Origin of the sequence: Rufibacter roseolus, from assembly GCF_017916365.1 — a bacterium.
Classification (GTDB): Bacteria; Bacteroidota; Bacteroidia; order Cytophagales; family Hymenobacteraceae; genus Nibribacter; species Nibribacter roseolus.
In genome coordinates, this window is the sequence record NZ_JAFMSU010000002.1 from 287,379 (window position 1) to 304,651 (window position 17,273).

Annotated in this window: 15 protein-coding genes, 1 other RNA gene and 1 pseudogene; 10 read left to right on the top strand and 7 right to left on the bottom strand. The window is 53.5% G+C overall.

Annotation, left to right across the window (positions count from 1 at the left end; genetic code table 11):
* Window positions 1-240: 240 nt before the first annotated feature.
* Window positions 241-903, top strand: coding sequence for a hypothetical protein (locus tag J3P35_RS10120; RefSeq protein WP_210464500.1), 663 nt, complete (start codon window positions 241-243; stop codon window positions 901-903).
* Window positions 904-1,156: 253 nt separating this feature from the next.
* Here the strand turns inward: J3P35_RS10120 and J3P35_RS10125 are convergent.
* The 4 genes and pseudogenes from J3P35_RS10125 to J3P35_RS10140 all read right to left on the bottom strand — a co-directional run bounded on the left by J3P35_RS10125 (window position 1,157) and on the right by J3P35_RS10140 (window position 5,729).
* A pseudogene (locus tag J3P35_RS10125) lies at window positions 1,157-1,848 on the bottom strand (ABC transporter ATP-binding protein).
* A 166-nt stretch (window positions 1,849-2,014) separates the two neighbouring features.
* Complete coding sequence (locus J3P35_RS10130) at window positions 2,015-3,262, bottom strand: ABC transporter permease (protein WP_210464501.1); 1,248 nt, start codon at window positions 3,260-3,262, stop codon at window positions 2,015-2,017.
* A 12-nt stretch (window positions 3,263-3,274) separates the two neighbouring features.
* Window positions 3,275-4,396, bottom strand: coding sequence for an efflux RND transporter periplasmic adaptor subunit (locus J3P35_RS10135; protein WP_210464502.1), 1,122 nt, complete (start codon window positions 4,394-4,396; stop codon window positions 3,275-3,277).
* A complete protein-coding gene (locus J3P35_RS10140) occupies window positions 4,386-5,729 on the bottom strand; it encodes a TolC family protein (protein ID WP_210464503.1) in 1,344 nt (447 codons plus the stop codon). Before J3P35_RS10140 ends, J3P35_RS10135 begins: the two co-directional genes overlap by 11 nt.
* 215 nt (window positions 5,730-5,944) lie before the next feature.
* Here J3P35_RS10140 and ffs point away from each other — a divergent pair.
* The 5 genes from ffs to J3P35_RS10165 all read left to right on the top strand — a co-directional run bounded on the left by ffs (window position 5,945) and on the right by J3P35_RS10165 (window position 8,930).
* An RNA gene (ffs, locus tag J3P35_RS10145) (signal recognition particle sRNA small type) lies at window positions 5,945-6,044 on the top strand.
* 234 nt (window positions 6,045-6,278) lie between these two features.
* A complete protein-coding gene (fsa, locus tag J3P35_RS10150; RefSeq protein WP_210464504.1) occupies window positions 6,279-6,935 on the top strand; it encodes a fructose-6-phosphate aldolase in 657 nt (218 codons plus the stop codon).
* Window positions 6,936-7,024: 89 nt separating this feature from the next.
* Window positions 7,025-7,228 (top strand): fructose-6-phosphate aldolase, encoded by a 204-nt coding sequence (locus J3P35_RS10155; RefSeq protein WP_123128844.1) that lies wholly within the window; start codon window positions 7,025-7,027, stop codon window positions 7,226-7,228.
* 114 nt (window positions 7,229-7,342) lie between these two features.
* Entirely contained in the window at window positions 7,343-8,053 is a 711-nt protein-coding gene (locus tag J3P35_RS10160) for a cell division ATP-binding protein FtsE (RefSeq protein ID WP_210464505.1), read from the top strand.
* Window positions 8,043-8,930, top strand: coding sequence for a glycosyltransferase family 2 protein (locus J3P35_RS10165; protein WP_210464506.1), 888 nt, complete (start codon window positions 8,043-8,045; stop codon window positions 8,928-8,930). Before J3P35_RS10160 ends, J3P35_RS10165 begins: the two co-directional genes overlap by 11 nt.
* 103 nt (window positions 8,931-9,033) lie before the next feature.
* Here J3P35_RS10165 and J3P35_RS10170 read toward each other — a convergent pair whose 3' ends face one another.
* Window positions 9,034-9,900: a DUF6565 domain-containing protein gene (locus J3P35_RS10170; protein WP_210464507.1), complete on the bottom strand. Its 867-nt coding sequence runs from the start codon at window positions 9,898-9,900 to the stop codon at window positions 9,034-9,036.
* 224 nt (window positions 9,901-10,124) lie between these two features.
* Between J3P35_RS10170 and J3P35_RS10175 the strand changes: the two genes are divergently transcribed.
* The 4 genes from J3P35_RS10175 (at window position 10,125) to J3P35_RS10190 (ending at window position 14,228) form a co-directional block, all read left to right on the top strand.
* Window positions 10,125-11,252, top strand: coding sequence for a DegT/DnrJ/EryC1/StrS family aminotransferase (locus J3P35_RS10175; protein ID WP_210464508.1), 1,128 nt, complete (start codon window positions 10,125-10,127; stop codon window positions 11,250-11,252).
* A 151-nt stretch (window positions 11,253-11,403) separates the two neighbouring features.
* Window positions 11,404-12,417: a Gfo/Idh/MocA family protein gene (locus J3P35_RS10180; protein ID WP_210464509.1), complete on the top strand. Its 1,014-nt coding sequence runs from the start codon at window positions 11,404-11,406 to the stop codon at window positions 12,415-12,417.
* A gap of 27 nt (window positions 12,418-12,444) precedes the next feature.
* Entirely contained in the window at window positions 12,445-13,131 is a 687-nt protein-coding gene (locus J3P35_RS10185) for a class I SAM-dependent methyltransferase (RefSeq protein ID WP_210464510.1), read from the top strand.
* Window positions 13,132-13,151: 20 nt separating this feature from the next.
* Window positions 13,152-14,228, top strand: coding sequence for a glycosyltransferase family 4 protein (locus J3P35_RS10190; protein WP_210464511.1), 1,077 nt, complete (start codon window positions 13,152-13,154; stop codon window positions 14,226-14,228).
* Window positions 14,229-14,262: 34 nt separating this feature from the next.
* Here the strand turns inward: J3P35_RS10190 and J3P35_RS10195 are convergent, their stop codons facing one another.
* Complete coding sequence (locus J3P35_RS10195) at window positions 14,263-15,765, bottom strand: oligosaccharide flippase family protein (RefSeq protein ID WP_210464512.1); 1,503 nt, start codon at window positions 15,763-15,765, stop codon at window positions 14,263-14,265.
* Window positions 15,766-15,893: 128 nt separating this feature from the next.
* The gene (locus J3P35_RS10200; RefSeq protein ID WP_210464513.1) at window positions 15,894-17,213 is read right to left on the bottom strand and encodes a polysaccharide deacetylase family protein; all 1,320 of its coding nucleotides are present in this window, start codon (window positions 17,211-17,213) and stop codon (window positions 15,894-15,896) included.
* Between the last annotated feature and the right edge of the window lie 60 nt (window positions 17,214-17,273).

Genomic DNA, 17,273 nt, shown 5'->3' on the forward strand with positions numbered 1-17,273 from the left:
AAATGAAATTGCGGCCGAGTAGGGGAGAATGGGGCAGCGCCTGTCATGAATACAGTTGACCGGAGCTTTTGTCCGTTTCAAGCACATTTTTGAAAAATCGGCCAGAAAAAAGGACGTATTTTACGAAACCAAAAAGAAGGCACGTATTTTGTTAATTAAAAGTGCAATCTTCCGGGGTCTTTGATCATGAAGAAAAGCCCCCGGTTGCCCGACTAGATTCTAACCAAAGAAACAGATACTATGTTAAAAGCTTTACTTCTTCCTTTCCGGACAGCATTAGGGGTGGTACTCACCGCTTCCCTACTGTTTGCTTGTGAGGCAGATTCAGATTCCACGGAGCCTACCCCTGAGGCAGCCCCCACCCACACCAGTTTTTCCATGGTAGACAGCATTAAGGTGGATGCCGCTTACCAGAACATGTACCCAGAGGCGTACGCTAACCTGCGGGGTAAAACCTACAAGGTAAATGCGCAGGATAAGTTGGAGGCCTATTTCATTGAGGAGAACAACGGCATTACCCTGTACTTCAGAGACACGTCCACAGTGAACACCCGGTCATGGGTGTCGGTGCATTTTAAAAACCGCACTATTCAAAACCTGCCCGCTTCCATTTCGCTCAAAGACGCGTCAGCTGTTTGCGTGCACAACGGCCAGAACTTCTCTGACGGCAGTGGCGCCATGTCGCCCGGCTGCGTTATAGTGCTGGATGGGACAGCCACCCTGCAATACAACGCCTTAACCAAGGTGCTGTCTGGATCAGTCATCAACCTGAAGCTAGGCTTGGAGTACTACGTGCCTGAATATTCTTTCCCTAACCGGGCAGGCAACGCCTTAAAGAGCAGCGGCTCCAGCCGGAACCTGAATATCACCTTCGAGAACATCAGAAGTCATTCCGGCAACTAAGAGCTTCATCCTTAAGGAATCCCTCTAAACCGTTTCGGGGCTGTTTTGTATAAACAGCCCCGAAACGGTTTTCTTTTCTACTCATATTATAAGGTTATTTTGCAGGTATTCCCCTTCTGGGAGGGGGGGCACTCTCCACCGGTATCGCCACAGCGAATCATTTCTGCTTAATTTAAAGGTCAATTTAGTCATCTTCCACTTTCAGCCTGTTTTGCCAAAAGAAGCCCATAAACCGGCAAGGCAATCATGCTTACTAACGATTCTTGATGTTCCCGATGATATGGCCGTCGCTCATTTCCAGGATGCGGTCAGATTTGGCGGCGAATTCGTTGTCATGCGTCACGGAGATGATGGTCTGGCCCATGTCGCGTGTGAGTTGCTGAAAGATGTCCAAAACCACCTGCGTATTATAAGAGTCCAGAGGTTGCCGGTGGGTTCATCGCCCATGATGATGTTGGGATCGTTGATGAGCGCCCGCGCGATGGCCACTCGCTGCTGCTGTCCCCCGGATAGTTTGTTGGCTGGTTTTTGTGCCTGTTCCTCCACGCCCAAGAGTTTGAGTTTCTCCAGGGCCCGCGCCTCAATCTCTTTCTCAGAGTGCTTCTTCAGTTTCAAAGCCGGAATCATGACGTTCTGCAGCACCGTGAACTCAGGCAGCAGAAAGTGAAACTGGAACACAAACCCGATGTGCTCATTCCGGAACTTGGCCAGTTCATTCTGGTTCTTGCCCGTCAGAAGCTCCCCGTTCAGTTCCACCGTTCCCTCATAATCTGTATCCATGGTAGAGAGGAGATACAGCAGCGTAGACTTCCCGCACCCGGACTTCCCCACCAACGACACGAATTCCCCCTTCGGCACCTCCAGGTTGATATCCGTGAGCACCTGGAATTTCTCCGGCTCATAGAAGTACTTATTCAGGTGCCGGGCAATGAGCAGTAGTTCCATAAGGAGATTTGGAGATGTGAAAATTTGTAGATGTGAAGATGAAATGATGTTGATAATATTTTTATGTTTCTAGCCTGATTTCTGAAAATGACCTCAAAATCTTTCTCTTTTGTAATACACCTCCCCATCTTCAAATCTCCACATCTTCTCATCTCCAAATTAAATGTCACTGCCCCCTGATAATCTCAATGGGATCTGCTTTTCCGGCGGCGCGGCTCGGGAGGTACCCGGCGAAGGCAGTAGTGGCGTTCCCGAAAACCAATCCGATGAGGTAGTATTTGAGGTGGAAATTGACGGGCAGCGTATCCATGGTCACGATGTCGCCGCCGTTGAAGGGCACCAGCGACACCAGGTAGGAAAGCCCCAGGCCCACAGCTAGCCCCAGCACGCTCCCAATTAACCCGATGGCCATGGATTGGATGAGGAACACGTTGCGCACATCTCGGGCGGCAAAACCGGTGGCTTTGAGAATGGCAATGTCCTTCATTTTGTTGTGGATGGTCATGTTGAGGATGTTGTAGATCCCGAAACCGGCCACGATGAGCAGGGTAATGGAAACCGAGTAGGTAAGGATGTTCCGGATGATGGAGCCGGTGAGGAAGGTGGCGTTAGCGGTTTCCCAATCCTCGGCTTTGTACCCGTAGAGGCGCTGCAACTCCACCGCTTTGGGCTTGGCTAAATCCAGGTCGCGCAGCTTGATGTTGATGTCCGTGACGTAGCTCTGGTCTTTCTGCAAGATCTTCTGCACCGTGCTGATGTTGGCGTAGGCTTTGGCATTGTCAATGGTGCCCAGACCCATCTGGAAAGTGCCCACCACGTTCAAGGTCATGGTATAGCCCTGCGGCGTGGTGATGACCACGCGGTCGCCGTTGATCATGTTCAGTTTCCGGGCCAGGCCCGCCCCCATGATGATGCCATCGGTGGAGACCAGCAGGTCCTCCAGGCTGCCGGTTTTGATCTTCTGCCGAAGGTTGAAAAGTTTGTCCTCCTCCAGGATGTCTACCCCGGCCAGGTTGCCATTGAGTTGCACTGGCCCGTAATTATAGAACACCTGGGTACTCAGAAGTGGGGCGGCGCCCAGCACCAAAGGGTCCTGCCGCAGTTGCTCAGCGATCTGGAAAGCGTTCCTGATCTTGGGCGTCTCGTTCTTGGGTTTGGGATGGTGGACCACCACCAAGCCGGTGGGTTTCTGCTCTTCCAGGATGCTTTTGCGGGGCTCGGTGACATCGTTGTACATCCTGATGTCCGGGGTGGAGGTCATGGTGAGTTCCTCGGTGAAATCGTTGAGGCCCGTCATGAGGCTCACCATGGTGATGAACATGGCGATCCCGAAGGTCACGCCCAGCATGGCCACAATGGTTTGCCGGGGTTTGGCCAGAAGGTGGGTTTTGGCGATCCGCAGCGCGAGGTTCATGCTTTTGTCAGGTTAAGAAGGAAGGATGAGTCGGGTCTGGGGCGTGAGGCCGGAGGTGATCTCCACCTCGTTCAGGGTCTCCACGCCTTTGGTCACTTTCACCCGGGTAGGTTTGCCGTTCTGTTCTACGTCCACGGAGTCGCCGGGCAGGAGCAGGGTGCGCGGAATCACCAAGGCCTTGTCTTTCTGGCGCGTGATGATGTTGGCCTCTAGCGCCAGGCCCGAGTAGTAGCCGGGCAATGAATCGGTGAGTTTGGCGTCTACCCGCAGCGACTGGCTCTGCGGGTCTACCATGGGGTACACTTTGGTTACCTGCCCGTTAAAAACCTTGTCGGGAAAAGCGTCTATTTTCACCAGGATCTTCTGGCCCGGTTTCACCCGCTGGATGTCCAGCTCGTCTACCAGCAGCCGCAGGTAAAACTCGTCTAATTGTCCGGCCACGGCAATGGCCTCGCTACGGCGCACCAGTTCGCCCGGTTCTTTGAGCAGTTTGAGCAAAGTACCGTTGATGTTGCTCCGGACCGTGAAGTTGCCGCGCTCGCTCTGGGCCACCTGCAGGTTGCTGCGCGCATTCTGGACATCCAGATACAGCTGGTTCTTCAGTTTGTTGTAGCGGCTCAATTGCGCCTGGTACTCGCTGCGGCTGTTCTGGTAAGCCAACGCATAGCGGTCATACTCGGCTTTGGAGGTGGCGCGGTTCTGCAGCAGGTTCTGGTAGCGCACGAAGTTGGCCGAGTCATAGGCGCGTTTGGCTTGGGCGGCCTGCAAAGCGGCGGCGGCTTCCCTTAAAACCGGACTGCCACTGCGGTAGTTGGCGGCGGCCATGTTGGAGGCTTCTTGTGCATACTGGAGCCGGGCATTCTGCTGCGGGCTCTCCAACACAAACAACACCTGGTCTTTTCTGATGGGCTGGCCCTCCTGCACCAGCTTTTTCACCAACACGCCTTCGCCCTGGGCAAAAATCTGGTATTCCTGGTCAGACACCACGTGCCCCGAGGCATACACCGCCTCAGTGAGCGGTTTTATCTCTGGGGTAACCGTTTCCTCCCCGTTCCGGCAAGACAGTAACGCCACGCTGCCCAGCATGAACAGGAATAAACGTCTGGACTGATATTTTGGTAGCTTATTTAACATGCAGCGCAGGGCTTTTTGGTTGGGCAAACTGGTTCTTGATCTGCAGCAGCGCGCGGTTCACGTAATAATCTGCCATGGCATTGAGGTAAAAGTTCTGGGACTTGAGCTTCTCAGCGTACACCTGCAGGAGCTGGTCTACGGTGTACACCTCTTGGTTGTATTTGTAACGGGCGATGGTGTAATTCTCCTGGTACAGGGCGTAGTGCTGGCGGTAACTCTCCAAGCTTTGCTGCGCGTTCTGCAGGGCCAGACCTATTTCCTCATTTTCTTCCTGGGCGCGCAATGCGAAATGCTGGAGCTCGTTCAGGGCGATCTGTTTCTGCAGGGTGGCTCTCCTGAACTCGGCTTTCCGGTTGAAACCGCTGAACAGAAGCCACTCGGCCCGGAGGCCCACCAAACCTATCTGGTACCAGGGATAAGCGGAATCGGTGAAGTTGAAAGCGTTGCGCTGGGCCTGCTGCGTGAACCGCCCGTACATGGAGACTTCCGGGAGCCAGCTCAGCCTTTGTTTCTGTTCCTCGGACTCGGCGGCCTGGATGCGCCATTGCAGGGCCCGGTACAAACCCAGGGTCTCCACGGAGGGCTGGAGTGGGGGAGCGGCAGTTGTCTGGTCATTCAGCGTCTCGGTGAGTTGCAGGTCTTCCTGTGGATTTAGGCCGCAGAGCATCTTTAGGCGGGCCAGATTTTTCCGGTACACAGTCTGGTTGTCATTCAGTTGCTGGCGGCTTTCCAGTTGCAGGGATTTGAGGCGGTTCAGTTCCAAAGGCTCGGCCAGGCCGTTCCTGAAACGCTCCTCGGCGGTGAGCAGCAGGGTGTCGTTCACGTGCAGGTTCTCCTGGGAGAGGGCGGAGGCCTCGCGGCTCAGGAGGCAGAGGTAGTACGTTCTGGCAATCTCCTCACTCGCTCTCTGCTGCGCGTCCTGCTGCTGGAAATAGCTGGACTGGACCTCGGCCTGGGCGATGCGGCGGTTTTTCCAGGCTTGCACGCTCACCAGGGGCAGGGCCGCCTCCAGGTTGAAGGCCAGGTTGTACTGCGTCCCGAACTGTACCGCTACCAGCTCCCCCTTCTCACCATCCACAAACTCCGCCGGGATCAACTGCACCGGCAGGGCCAGGTAATCATCAAAGGCACCGGAGACCTTCACCTGCGGATACAGAGGGGCTTTGGCGCGAATGACTCCCTGTTCCGCTACCTGCCGGGCCAGGTCTGCGTTGCGCAGATCGGGGCGGTGCTGCAGCGCATGGGTCGTGGCCTCGGGCAGGGAACCGAAGGTCACCTGCGCCTGCGCCCGTACGCCAGCCAGAAGAAAAAGGAACAGGAGGTATTTGTTCATTTCAGGGTGAAGGAACAAGGTTCTGTGCTTAAGCTGTGATAGGCAAGGAGCTCGAAAAAAATGTTTGCAAGAAGATACTCATTTTTTTGGCTGATTATCAAGCGTTAAGGGATTTATTCTTGTCGGTTGGCAAGCCGAAAACTGTATTTTTGGCCTGTTTTGAAGAAAATAGGCCAAAAATCGCTTGCGGTGAACAAAAGTGTTCCTATCTTTGCAACGGCAAATCGGTACGGCCAGCTCCTGCTGAACTCCCCCAGGCCCGGAAGGGAGCAAGGGTAGGTGGTTGAGCGGCGCGATACTCGATTTGCCGCTTTTTTTTGCCCATACCCCAACGGATTCTCTTCCGCTTGTAAACCCGTCACTTTCTTTTCAAACCTTGTTTTAAGCCCAATTTTCCCAAATGAGGCCTGAAACGAACAACTTAGCTTCTGTTTTTCAGTCAGGTCAAGTCAACTGACCAAGGCAATTCCTTTAGGCTAAAATACTTGCGGCGGCCATTCGGTTTTAATTCAGATTGAACTAGATTTGTGTTTCCAAACTACTTCAACTATGAAATTTTTCATTGATACCGCTAATCTTGCTGAAATCCGCGAAGCCCATGATTTAGGCGTGCTGGACGGCGTAACCACCAACCCCTCGCTCATGGCCAAAGAAGGCATTGTGGGGTATGACAACGTCATGAAGCACTACCGCGACATCTGCGAGATTGTAGACGGCGACATCAGCGCCGAGGTCATTGCCACCGATTTTGACAACATGGTGAAAGAAGGAGAGGAGCTGGCCCAGCTGCATCCTAACATTGTGGTGAAGGTTCCCATGACCCGCGACGGCGTAAAAGCCATCAAATATTTCACTGACAAAGGCATCAAAACCAACTGTACGCTCGTTTTCACCGCAGGTCAGGCCTTGTTGGCCGCCAAAGCCGGGGCTACCTACGTGTCCCCGTTTGTAGGCCGCTTGGATGACATCGGGAACGACGGTTTGAACCTGATTGAGCAGATCGTGCAGATCTACCAGAACTACGGCTTCCCTACTGAGGTATTGGCTGCCTCCGTGCGCCACGTGATGCACCTGGTGCAGTGCGCCGAGATTGGTGCCGATGTGGTGACCTGCCCGTTGAACGTGATCACCGGCCTGTTGAACCACCCGCTCACCGACAGCGGCCTGGCCAAGTTCCTCGCCGATCACAAGAAAGCAAACGCGTAATTAGTTTAGAATTTAGAATTAGGAATTAAGAATTTAGGATAGCAATCATCATTCCTAATTCTTAATTCCTAATTCCTAATTAAAAGAAGGTGTACATCATCAAAGTAAAGGGCAAGGCCAAGATTCCGGATTACATTCAGCTGCGCGATGAGAACTTCGTGCTGATCGCCTATTTCCGGGCCGACCGGCCGCTGAAGAACCTGGACCGCTACGGCCTGGACAACAAGGAGGAGGAACTGGCCTCCGTCATTGCCGGCCTGGAGTTTGGCAAACTGCAGAAACTGGAGATTTAAGCCTGTTTTAGAGAAAACGGCGGCAAAACGCTGTTACCTTATCGGGCTGTTCTAAAGCCTTTATCACAAGATTACCCGCTGCCTGGCAGCATTTAACTTTACCTTTTACCTGCTATGGATTTCTCGTCTAACCCGGTGGTGTCGCTGCACAAAGTGTCTATTTTCCAGGATGTGAACACTGTCTTGTCTGATGTGACCTTTACCATTGAGAAAGGGGAGTTTGTGTACCTGGTGGGCCGAACTGGAAGCGGTAAAAGCTCGTTGCTCAAAACCCTGTACGCCGATCTTCCCCTGCGGGCCGGCACCGCGCAGGTGGCCGGTTACAACATCCATACGCTTACTTGGAAACAGGTGCCCTTCCTGCGCCGCAAGATTGGCATCGTCTTCCAGGATTTCCAGCTCTTGTTTGACCGCTCCGTGGCAGACAACCTCAAATTCGTGCTCAAAGCCACTGGCTGGGGCGATAAATCCCGCATCAAGAACCGCATCTCTGAGGTGCTCATGCGCGTGGGCTTGGATTCCTCGGCGAACAAAATGCCGCACCAGCTTTCCGGCGGCGAGCAGCAGCGCGTGGTCATTGCCCGGGCTTTATTGAACGAGCCCCTCATCCTCTTCGCAGATGAACCCACCGGAAACCTGGACCCCGACGTGACCCACGGCATCATGGACCTGTTCCAGGAGATCAACAACAGCGGCACGGCCGTACTCATGGCCACCCACAACCACCACATCCTGAAACGCTACCCGCGCCGCATCCTCAAGTGCGAAAAAGGCCTGGTCCTGGACTCTACCCGCGAGGAGTTCTCCCTTATAGATGGTATCTGAGGTATCCATACTCATTCCCGTTTACAACCAGAACGTGCTGGCGCTGGTGGAAACCCTGCGCCAGGAAGCCATTTCGCTTTCCATTACCTTTGAGATTAGGGTCTATGACGATGGCTCTAACGCAGAAATCCAACACCAGAACCAATCACTGCAAGGCGTTACCGGCGTGGTTTATCAGGAGTTGCCACAAAACATCGGACGGTCCCAGATCCGCTACAAACTAGCCGAGGAAGCCCGTTTCCCGTACCTGCTTTTCCTGGACAATGATGTTCTGCCCGTCTACCCGGATTTCCTGCAAAGGTATCTTGTGGTTGGAAACGAAGGAGTAACGGTGGGTGGTGTCGCGTATAAAGAAAATCCTCCGACTGGCCAGGAACTGCGCTGGAAATACGGCAAGGCCCGAGAGGAAGCCCCAGCCCGAGAAAGGCAGAATAATCCTTACCAGCGCGTCTTCTCCAGTAACCTGTTTCTGCCCAAAGAAGTGTTTTTGGCCTGTTTCTCGCAAAACGAACTCAGCGGCTACGGCCACGAAGACACGCTCTTCGCCTGGCGACTGCAGCAGAACCAAGTAGATGTTTATCACATTGACAACCCCGTCTGGCACCTTGGCCTGGAACCCGCTGATGTTTTTCTGCTCAAGACCCAACAGGCACTTCATAACCTGGTGCTACTCTATCGGAAGTACGGGTTGGGAGAGGAAACCAAACTCATGAAAGCGCACGCCTCCCTCGCCAGGTGGAAAGTAGGCCAGCTTCTGCGGGAAAACAGCAACTGGCTTTTCCCTCTGCTCAAGAAAAACCTGGTCTCCCGAAAGCCCAATCTGCGCATGTTTGATCTATACCGACTGCTGCTGCTGGATAAGTACCTGAAGAAGTAAACTGCTTCTGACCTGTTTTCTAAAATCCGAGGCCAAAACAGAAGGCATAAAAAAGCCCCTCCAACCGGAGAGGCTTTTTTTATTCAATGAAAGAACGTGCTAATTAATCGTTGTCTTTCACGGCGTTGCCTACCTTTTGGGCGGCTTTCTTGGCGGTGTTACCTACGGCCTTACCTGCATCTTTGGTGGCTTCACCTACTTTGCTGTTAGACACGTCTTTGCCTACTTCTTTCACGTCTGAACCAACTTTAGAAGCGGTGTTGCCGGCTTTGTTGGCGTTTTTCATGGCCACGTATTTGGTTTTGGCCTTGGCAATTTCCCACTTGTCTTTGTCGGTCAGCTGGCTTTGGATGGCGTTTTTGCGGTCATCCAGCTGGTTCCAGTATTTCTCTACGGTTCTCCAGTCTTCGTTGCTGAACCCAGATTTGTGGGCTTCCACGTGCTTCACGAAATCCTCATACGCCGTTCTGATGTTGGTAGCGGTGTAAGTTGGGATTCTACTTTCATCCAAATCAGCGGTATGGCTGGAAGTGCTTCTGCTAGAGTCTGAGGCCAAACCTGTGCCCTGATGGCTCATGCGCCAGGTGTTGTACTGCTCTTCGCGGGTAGCCCAGGCAGTGTTGTATCTGGACTGCAGTTCGGAATACTCTTTCCGGCGGTTCTCGTCAAAATCATTCTCGTACTGCGCTACTGCTGAACGCTTCGCTTCATAGTCAGATTGCCACTTTTTCATTTGGGCATCGCCATCAGCGGTAGTGGTATCCCAGCCGCGTTGTACATCAGACTCCAGGGTCGTTACGTGGTTTTTATAGTCATTGTAAGCTTGGTCTGGAGAAGAGGTAGTAGTGGTGGTAGTAGAAGCCGCAGTGTCGGTTTTTTCCGTGCGGTTACACGCAAACTGGGTAAAGGCCAGCCCCAAAGAGGCCGCAAACACCAGTGTGCTTTTTTTAACAGGATTGTACATTTTCATAGTCTATAGGTTGTTTTATGGAACAAGGTAATTGTCTTTGCTTTGAACGATAACGGTTTATAGAGGTTTCGTTTAACATAAGAATGCTAATGGTTAGCGGTTGTAATTGTATTTTGCAAATAATGTTATTGAAACAGTTTGTTGTTCTGGCGGCAGGAATTATCCGGGAGAAGTACGTATGGTTCCGGTAACTACTACTTATATTTGTCTTTTCTATTGAATACATGAACCAGCTCCAGATGGTAGACCTCAAAGGTCAGTACCAGCGCCTGAAACCCCAGATTGATGCCGCCATGCAAGCGGTGGTAGACAGTACCGCTTTCATCAACGGTCCGCAGGTGAAATCCTTCGCCCAGAACCTGGGCCAGTACCTGCAGGTAGGCCACGTGATTCCCTGCGCCAACGGTACCGATGCCCTGCAGATTGCTTTGATGGCCTTGGATCTGCCTGCCGGGGGAGAGGTGATTGTGCCCGCTTTCAACTACGTGGCTACCGCCGAGGTAATTGCGTTACTGGGATTGAAGCCGGTGTTCGTGGATGTGCTGCCCGATACTTTCTGCCTTGATCCGGCCAAAGTGCGCGCCGCCATCACGGAGAAAACGGTGGCCATCATGCCGGTGCATTTGTTTGGGCAGTGCGCGCCCATGGAGGAGATCATGGACCTGGCCATCGCGCAGGAGCTGTTCGTGATTGAAGACAATGCTCAGGCCATCGGGGCGCAGTACATAGACGCCGAGGGCGGGACTTCCTTTGCCGGTACCATCGGGCACATCGGGACCACTTCCTTTTTCCCGTCCAAGAACCTGGGCTGCATGGGCGACGGCGGCGCTATCTTCACCCAAGACATTGACCTTGCTGCTACTTTGCAACAGATTTCTAACCACGGTCAGCACAAGAAATACCACTACTCCCGCGTAGGCGTCAACTCAAGATTAGACACGTTGCAGGCCGCCTTGCTGGAGGTGAAACTCACCCAACTGGACGATTTCATCCTGCGCCGCCAGAAAGCTGCCGGCACCTATGACGCCTTTTTCGCGGAGGTGGAAGAAATCAAAATACCTTCTCTAGCGCCTTACAGCAGCCACGTCTTCCATCAGTACACGCTCCAGGTGCCCGCAGAGAAGCGCGATGCCCTGAAAAGCTACCTGCAGGAGAAAGGGATTCCTAGCATGGTTTATTATCCGGTGCCGCTGCACCTGCACGAAGCCTACGCCTACTTAGGCTACAAAGCCGGTGATTTCCCTATTTCAGAGGAACTGTGCCGCAAAGTGATTTCCCTTCCCATGCACACTGAACTCACCGAGGAACAGCAAGCCTTTATTGCTGAGGCCGTGATCAGGTTTTTCAGGTAGGGGAGCAGGACCTCACGTCTCCCTCGGCCAGAAAAACATAGGCTTTATTAAATTGAGAGACGTTGTTTTTGCTTTAAATCAAATATCCATCATTAACCTGTTTTAAGGCCGTTTTTCATAAAACAGGGCAAAAACGCATACAAGACACCAGATGTCAGAAAAGATAAAGTTTGCCGTCATCGGCGCGGGACACATAGGGAAGCGCCATGCCACCATGGTGCAGCGCCACCCCGAGGGGGAATTAGTAGCCATGGTAGACACTGACTCAGGCCGTCTGGATGAAGTAGAGCCTTTCGGGGTGCCTTTTTTCACCAGCATGGAAGAGTACCTGGCCTCAGGTCCCAAGGCCGATGTCATCTGCGTGTGCACGCCCAACGGCTTCCACGCCGAGCAGGCTATGCTGGCGTTGGAGAACGGCAGCCACGTAGTCTGCGAGAAGCCCATGGCCCTGAGCAAAGCCGATTGCGAGCGCATCATCTACAAATCATTGCAGACCTCCAAGCTAGTGTTCTGCGTGATGCAGAACCGTTACAGCCCCCCTTCGCTGTGGCTCAAGCAGATGATCTCGGAGCAGCGCCTGGGCCAGATTTACCTGGTGCAGATCAACTGCTACTGGAACCGCGACAACCGCTACTACAAGGCCGGCAACTGGAAAGGAAACCAGGCACTGGACGGCGGCACGCTGTTCACCCAGTTCAGCCACTTCATTGATATCATGTACTGGCTCTTCGGGGATATCAAGAACATCACCGGCCGGTTCATGGATTTCAACCATCAGAATCTGACGGATTTTGAGGACAGCGGGCTCATCCACTTTGATTTCATGAACGGCGGTGCCGGGACGCTCAACTATTCCACCGCCGTCTGGGACACCAACCTGGAAAGCAGCATGACCATCATAGGCGAGAAAGGAAGCATCAAAGTGGGCGGACAGTACATGAACGAGGTGGAATATTGCCACGTGCAGGATTACGTGATGCCCGAGCTTCCGCCCAGCAGCCCCGCCAACGATTACGGCCACTACAAAGGCAGCGCCGCCAACCACCACTTCATCTTCGAGAACGTGATTGACACGTTGAAAGGCAAAACCTTCGCCACAACCAACGCCCTGGAAGGCCTCAAAGTGGTGGAGATCATTGAACGCATTTACGAATTGAAAAAGTAACGGCTTTCCGGCCACAGAGAAGAACCCATGTCAGTATCTGATTTTTACGACGACTATACCGAGCAGCAGTTCAAGAAGGGCATCCACATCCGGCACCGGACTATCCTGAGGAACCTGAAAGCCGCCGGTCTCAAAGCTGATTCCAAGGTACTGGAGATTGGCTGCGGTATTGGCACCGTGACGCACCTGCTGGGAAAAGCCACGCCGCAGGGGAAAGTGCTGGCCGTAGACATCAGCCCGAAAAGCATTGACATGGCCCGCCGGTTCAACCAGCAGTTCAACCACGTGGAGTTCGCCGTCTCTGACATGACCGACTTCAACCGCCCCGAGAAGTTCGATTTCGTGGTCCTGCCCGATGTAATTGAACACATTCCGCTGGAGCAGCACCCTAACCTGTTCCAGGTGATTTCCCGCCATCTGCACAAAAAATCGGTGGTGGCCATCAACATTCCGCACCCGCTTTACCTGACTTGGGTGCGGGAGCATCAACCGGAGCTGTTGCAGGTAATTGACCAGCCCATCCACACCGATGAACTCCTGCGCAACACCTACGCGGCAGGCCTGTACCTGCACAAACTAGAGAGCTACGCGCTGTTCTCGCAGGTAGAGGATTACCAGTGGATCATCCTGAAGCAGCGCCTGGTGCCGGAAACCGTGCAATCCAAGTCCAAAGTGGACCTCAAATTGCAGGATCTGTCCTCTAAGTGGCTGTAGCGTTTTAAGCCCGTTTTTCCATGTCCGCGCGTAAACCCGTTCTGCTTTATTTCTACCCGGCCCAGTCCTCCTTCGTGGTGAAAGACCTGCGGCTCATGGAACGGCAGTACGAGGTACGCCACCAGGGTTTTCTACCCAGGAAGAAGTGGCAGACGCCTCTGGTCTGGCTGTGGCAGGTGCTTTTCCTTTTGCGCCACATATGGCAAGCCCAGGCCCTGGTGGTCATGTTCGCTGGCTACCATTCCTATTTTCCGGCCCTTTTCGGGAAAATAACCCGAAAACCATGCCTCATCGTGGCCGGTGGCACCGACTGCGTGGCCTTTCCCAGCATCGGGTACGGAGTTTTTGCCAATCCACTTTTAGGGCGGTTCGCCCGATGGTCTTACGAGTTGGCCACTCATATAGCACCGGTGCACGAAAAACTGGTGTGGCAGGACTACACCTACCAACCCAATGATTTCCCGCACCAGGGCTTCCGGTTCCATTGCCCCGATCTGAAGACGCCGCACACGGTGGTGTACAACGGGTATGATGCCTCTTTCTGGAGACCTGATCCGGGAGTAACCCGCCACCCTAATACTTTCCTGACCGTCTGCGCCGGACTGGACATGCGGTTCACCCAGCGCCTGAAAGGTGTGGATTTGTTTCTGGAAGCAGCGCACCGCGTGCCGGAAGCGATTTTCACCATTGTAGGAGCGCCAGACGGTTTCCGTTTCCCCAACCAGCCGGCCAATGTGAAGCTGCTGCCCAAGATGCCCTTGGCTGATCTGATAGCCGTTTACAGCGCCCACACCTTCTATATGCAACTCTCCATGTCAGAAGGCTTCCCAAATGCTTTAAGTGAAAGTATGCTGTGCGGCTGCGTGCCCGTGGTTAGCAACGTGGCCGCCATGCCTGATCTGATTGGCGATAGCGGTTTTGTGCTGCGGGAAAGAAACGTGGGTTTATTGGAGCAACTGATCAGACAAGCCCTTTCTACTGACAATCTTGCTGAACGCGGTAAAAAAGCCAGGGTCATCCTCGTGGAGCAATACCCAGAGACAAGAAGAGAGCAGGAGTTGTTGACTTTGCTTTCGCGGCTGATTAGCCAAAAATAACTTTCCGGTTACCAGAACAGGTACTCGTTACCACCTATTTCGCCAATCCAAAACGCAGCAAGGTTTTCCTGATGCCGTTATTCAACTCCGGCGATACCTTCAGCCCGATCGCCAGACCACCGTACACGGCGGTGATTAAGAGAGACCGCACGGCAATGTCCAGCAAGGGCGTACCCCCGAAAATCGGAGGCAACTGCGGCAGGAGCCAGGAGGCCAGGTAAGTTACTCCGGCAATAAGTAGCAGCAAAAGAGAGTACCAGCCAAACGGCTGCATTTTGAAAAAATAGCCCACAAACACCACCCGGAAGACATTGATGAAAATGAGCACCAGCATGGAGGCGAAGGCGGCCCCGCTGATGCCGTAGGTAGGGATAAGCAGGTAATTGGTGAAGATGACCAGGATCACCATCACCACGTTCAGGATCAGGTCATAGCGGTATTTGTGCGAGGTCACCAGAATCATGGCGTTGAGGCCGGTGGCCAGCTCAAAAATGCGGGCGATGCCCATGAACAAAATCACGTAGCGGCCGGCGCTGTACTCGGCGGGCATGAACGCGAAGATATTGTCCACGTTGCACCAGATGCCCAGGAACAGCAGCAATCCGATGAGCAGATTCACGCGCGTCATGTTCTTGTAGAGTTGGGCCAGGGCGGGCATATCCTGCAACTTGAACAGATCGGCTACCTGCGGACTTAAAATTTTGTTCATGGACCGGTACGGCACCAAGATGGCGCTGGTGATAAAATACCCCGTGGTGTAGAACGCCACATCGGCCAGGCTCCGGTACATCATGATCATGGCCGTATCGGTGAAGGTGACGATGGTGCCGGAGATATTGCCCAGGAACGCATACAAGCCGTACTGCACCACTTCTTTGATGGGCACAATCTGGAACATGTTTCGGCCGGGCCGCACAAAAAACTGCCGGAGCCACAGCAAATACACAATGCAGATCAGCGCCGTGCTGGAGTTGGCCGCGATGAACAGAATCACAAACCACTGGAAATCTATCCAGCCCCAGAAATAGAGCGCGGCGCAGACCATAGTGAAAATGCGCACCAGAAAATCCTGCAGGAAGGTCTGAACGATGGTTTTGTAGAGCGATCGCAGGTAGGCATCCAGCAGCAGGAACAGGAGCGTGAAAAAGCTGAGCGGGATGATGTAGTAATAGTACTCCACCGCCAGCGGCGAGGTGACCCGGTACAGCTCAAATACCGCCGGTTTCAGCAACAGAAACAACACCGTGACCACCGCGAAACCCAGCATAGGAATGGCCAACATGAGGAACAGGAAGCCGTTGTGCTGTTTGTCGCGGTCGCGGAAGTAGGGGAAAAACCGGGCGCTGGTATTGGTGAACCCCAGCGCGGCAAACTGCGCGAACATGGGCGAAACACTCAGCAGAAATCGGGTAAGCCCTACCTTGTCCGGGTCGCCTAGGAAATAAGGGAGAACTAAAACTGTATTCAGGTACCCGATGACCATCCCTACGGTGGAGATGATGGTATTCAGATAACCCTGCTTGCGGATGACATCCATGGAGTGAGTGCGGCGTTTTGGGGCCGTTTTTATAAAAAGAGGCTAAAACAGCATCGGCCCGAAAGGCAAAAATAGCAGCTTCTGCGGTGGCTTTCGCTATGGCCCGTAAAATTGACTTTGGCGCAGCGCTACTGCATTTTGCTGATTACTTTCTGAGCGGTAGAGAAGCCGCTCTGGCGCTTCTGCAGGAAAGAGGTGATCTCCCGGAACAGGTGCAAACCGCCTCCCATGCCGTACAGGCTAAAATTCTCGTTGTGCCACAAAAGCGTGAAAACGCCATGAAAATGGATAATTTCCTCCAGCATGGGCGTGATGGCGGGCAACACCTCATGCGGCTGCAACTGCATATACTTAGGGTGGTTCAGGGTCACGTCCATCAGGTTCAGGGGCAATTCCCAGGTGGGCGACATGCTTCGGTTCTTGAAGTTGAACAGCCGGAAAGGGTGGCAGTAGCTGTTCCTGAAACCATAATGCTCGGGGAACCCCAGGGTGCTGTCATAGGCAAAACCTAGCTCCTCCAGCACCGCAGGCGTTTTCACGGGGTCAAAGCGCAGGTAATGGAACCGGTTTCCGGTGACGGGCAGGAGCAGCTTCTCCACCTCGGTCTGTAGTTGGCGGGCTTTGGCGCCGGTGCCGTGGCTGCCGTGCACGCCAATCTCGTGGCCCGCCGCTGCCAGACGTTTGATTTCCCTTAGGATTTTGGGGTCAGCAACGTCATAGTCGGCGTTGGGGTGGCCATCAAAGGGCTTGGCCTCGGGAAGGAAGAAAAAGGTGCCTTGGGCGTTGAGTTTTTGCAGTTCCTGTTCCACCTTGGACAGGTTAAACCAGGCATCTTGGCCGGTGATTTTCTGCTGCGCCAACTTCAGGAACAAACTTAGATTCCCCTTTTTCAGGGCTGGTTTCCCGGCCACTTTCCAGGCGCTTTGGCAATAGTCAATGTCATGGGTGAGGCAGGTGACAAAGGCGTTTCCGTCCAAAAGGCGAGGCTTGATTTCCTGTCCGTAGGCAAGTTCCACCGCTTCCTTCAAAATCTCTAGATAATAATTGACCAGGGGTTTGGTGATGAACCGGTGGCGGTTTTGTTGCGAGGCCCGGTACGGGAAACGGTTGAATTCATCGCGGTCTTTGCCGTAGAATTCCTGCCAGCCGCTCAATAGGTAAAATGCCGAGGCCACTAGGTCATAGTGCACCACCACTTGTCCCTGCTCGTTCTGGGTAAACCAGGGCTCGTCCGGAGTTTCGTCAAAGAAGAGGGGGATCTTGGTGCCTTGCCATTCTTTCCAGACGGTTTGCACGGGGTGGGGCAGTTCCCGCCCGAAGAAAGTGCTGGAGGTGGCAGTTACTTGGGTTCGGCTTTTGCCGTCCTGACCATAACTTACCTCCAGCGGTGAGGGCACATGGTACAGCCGCTGGAAATGAAAAAGGACGTATTCAAAAATGCTGTTCACGGGCTGAAAACGATGCTTTTTCTGGTTCTGGTATAGGTTTTAGGGCCGTTTTTAGAAAAA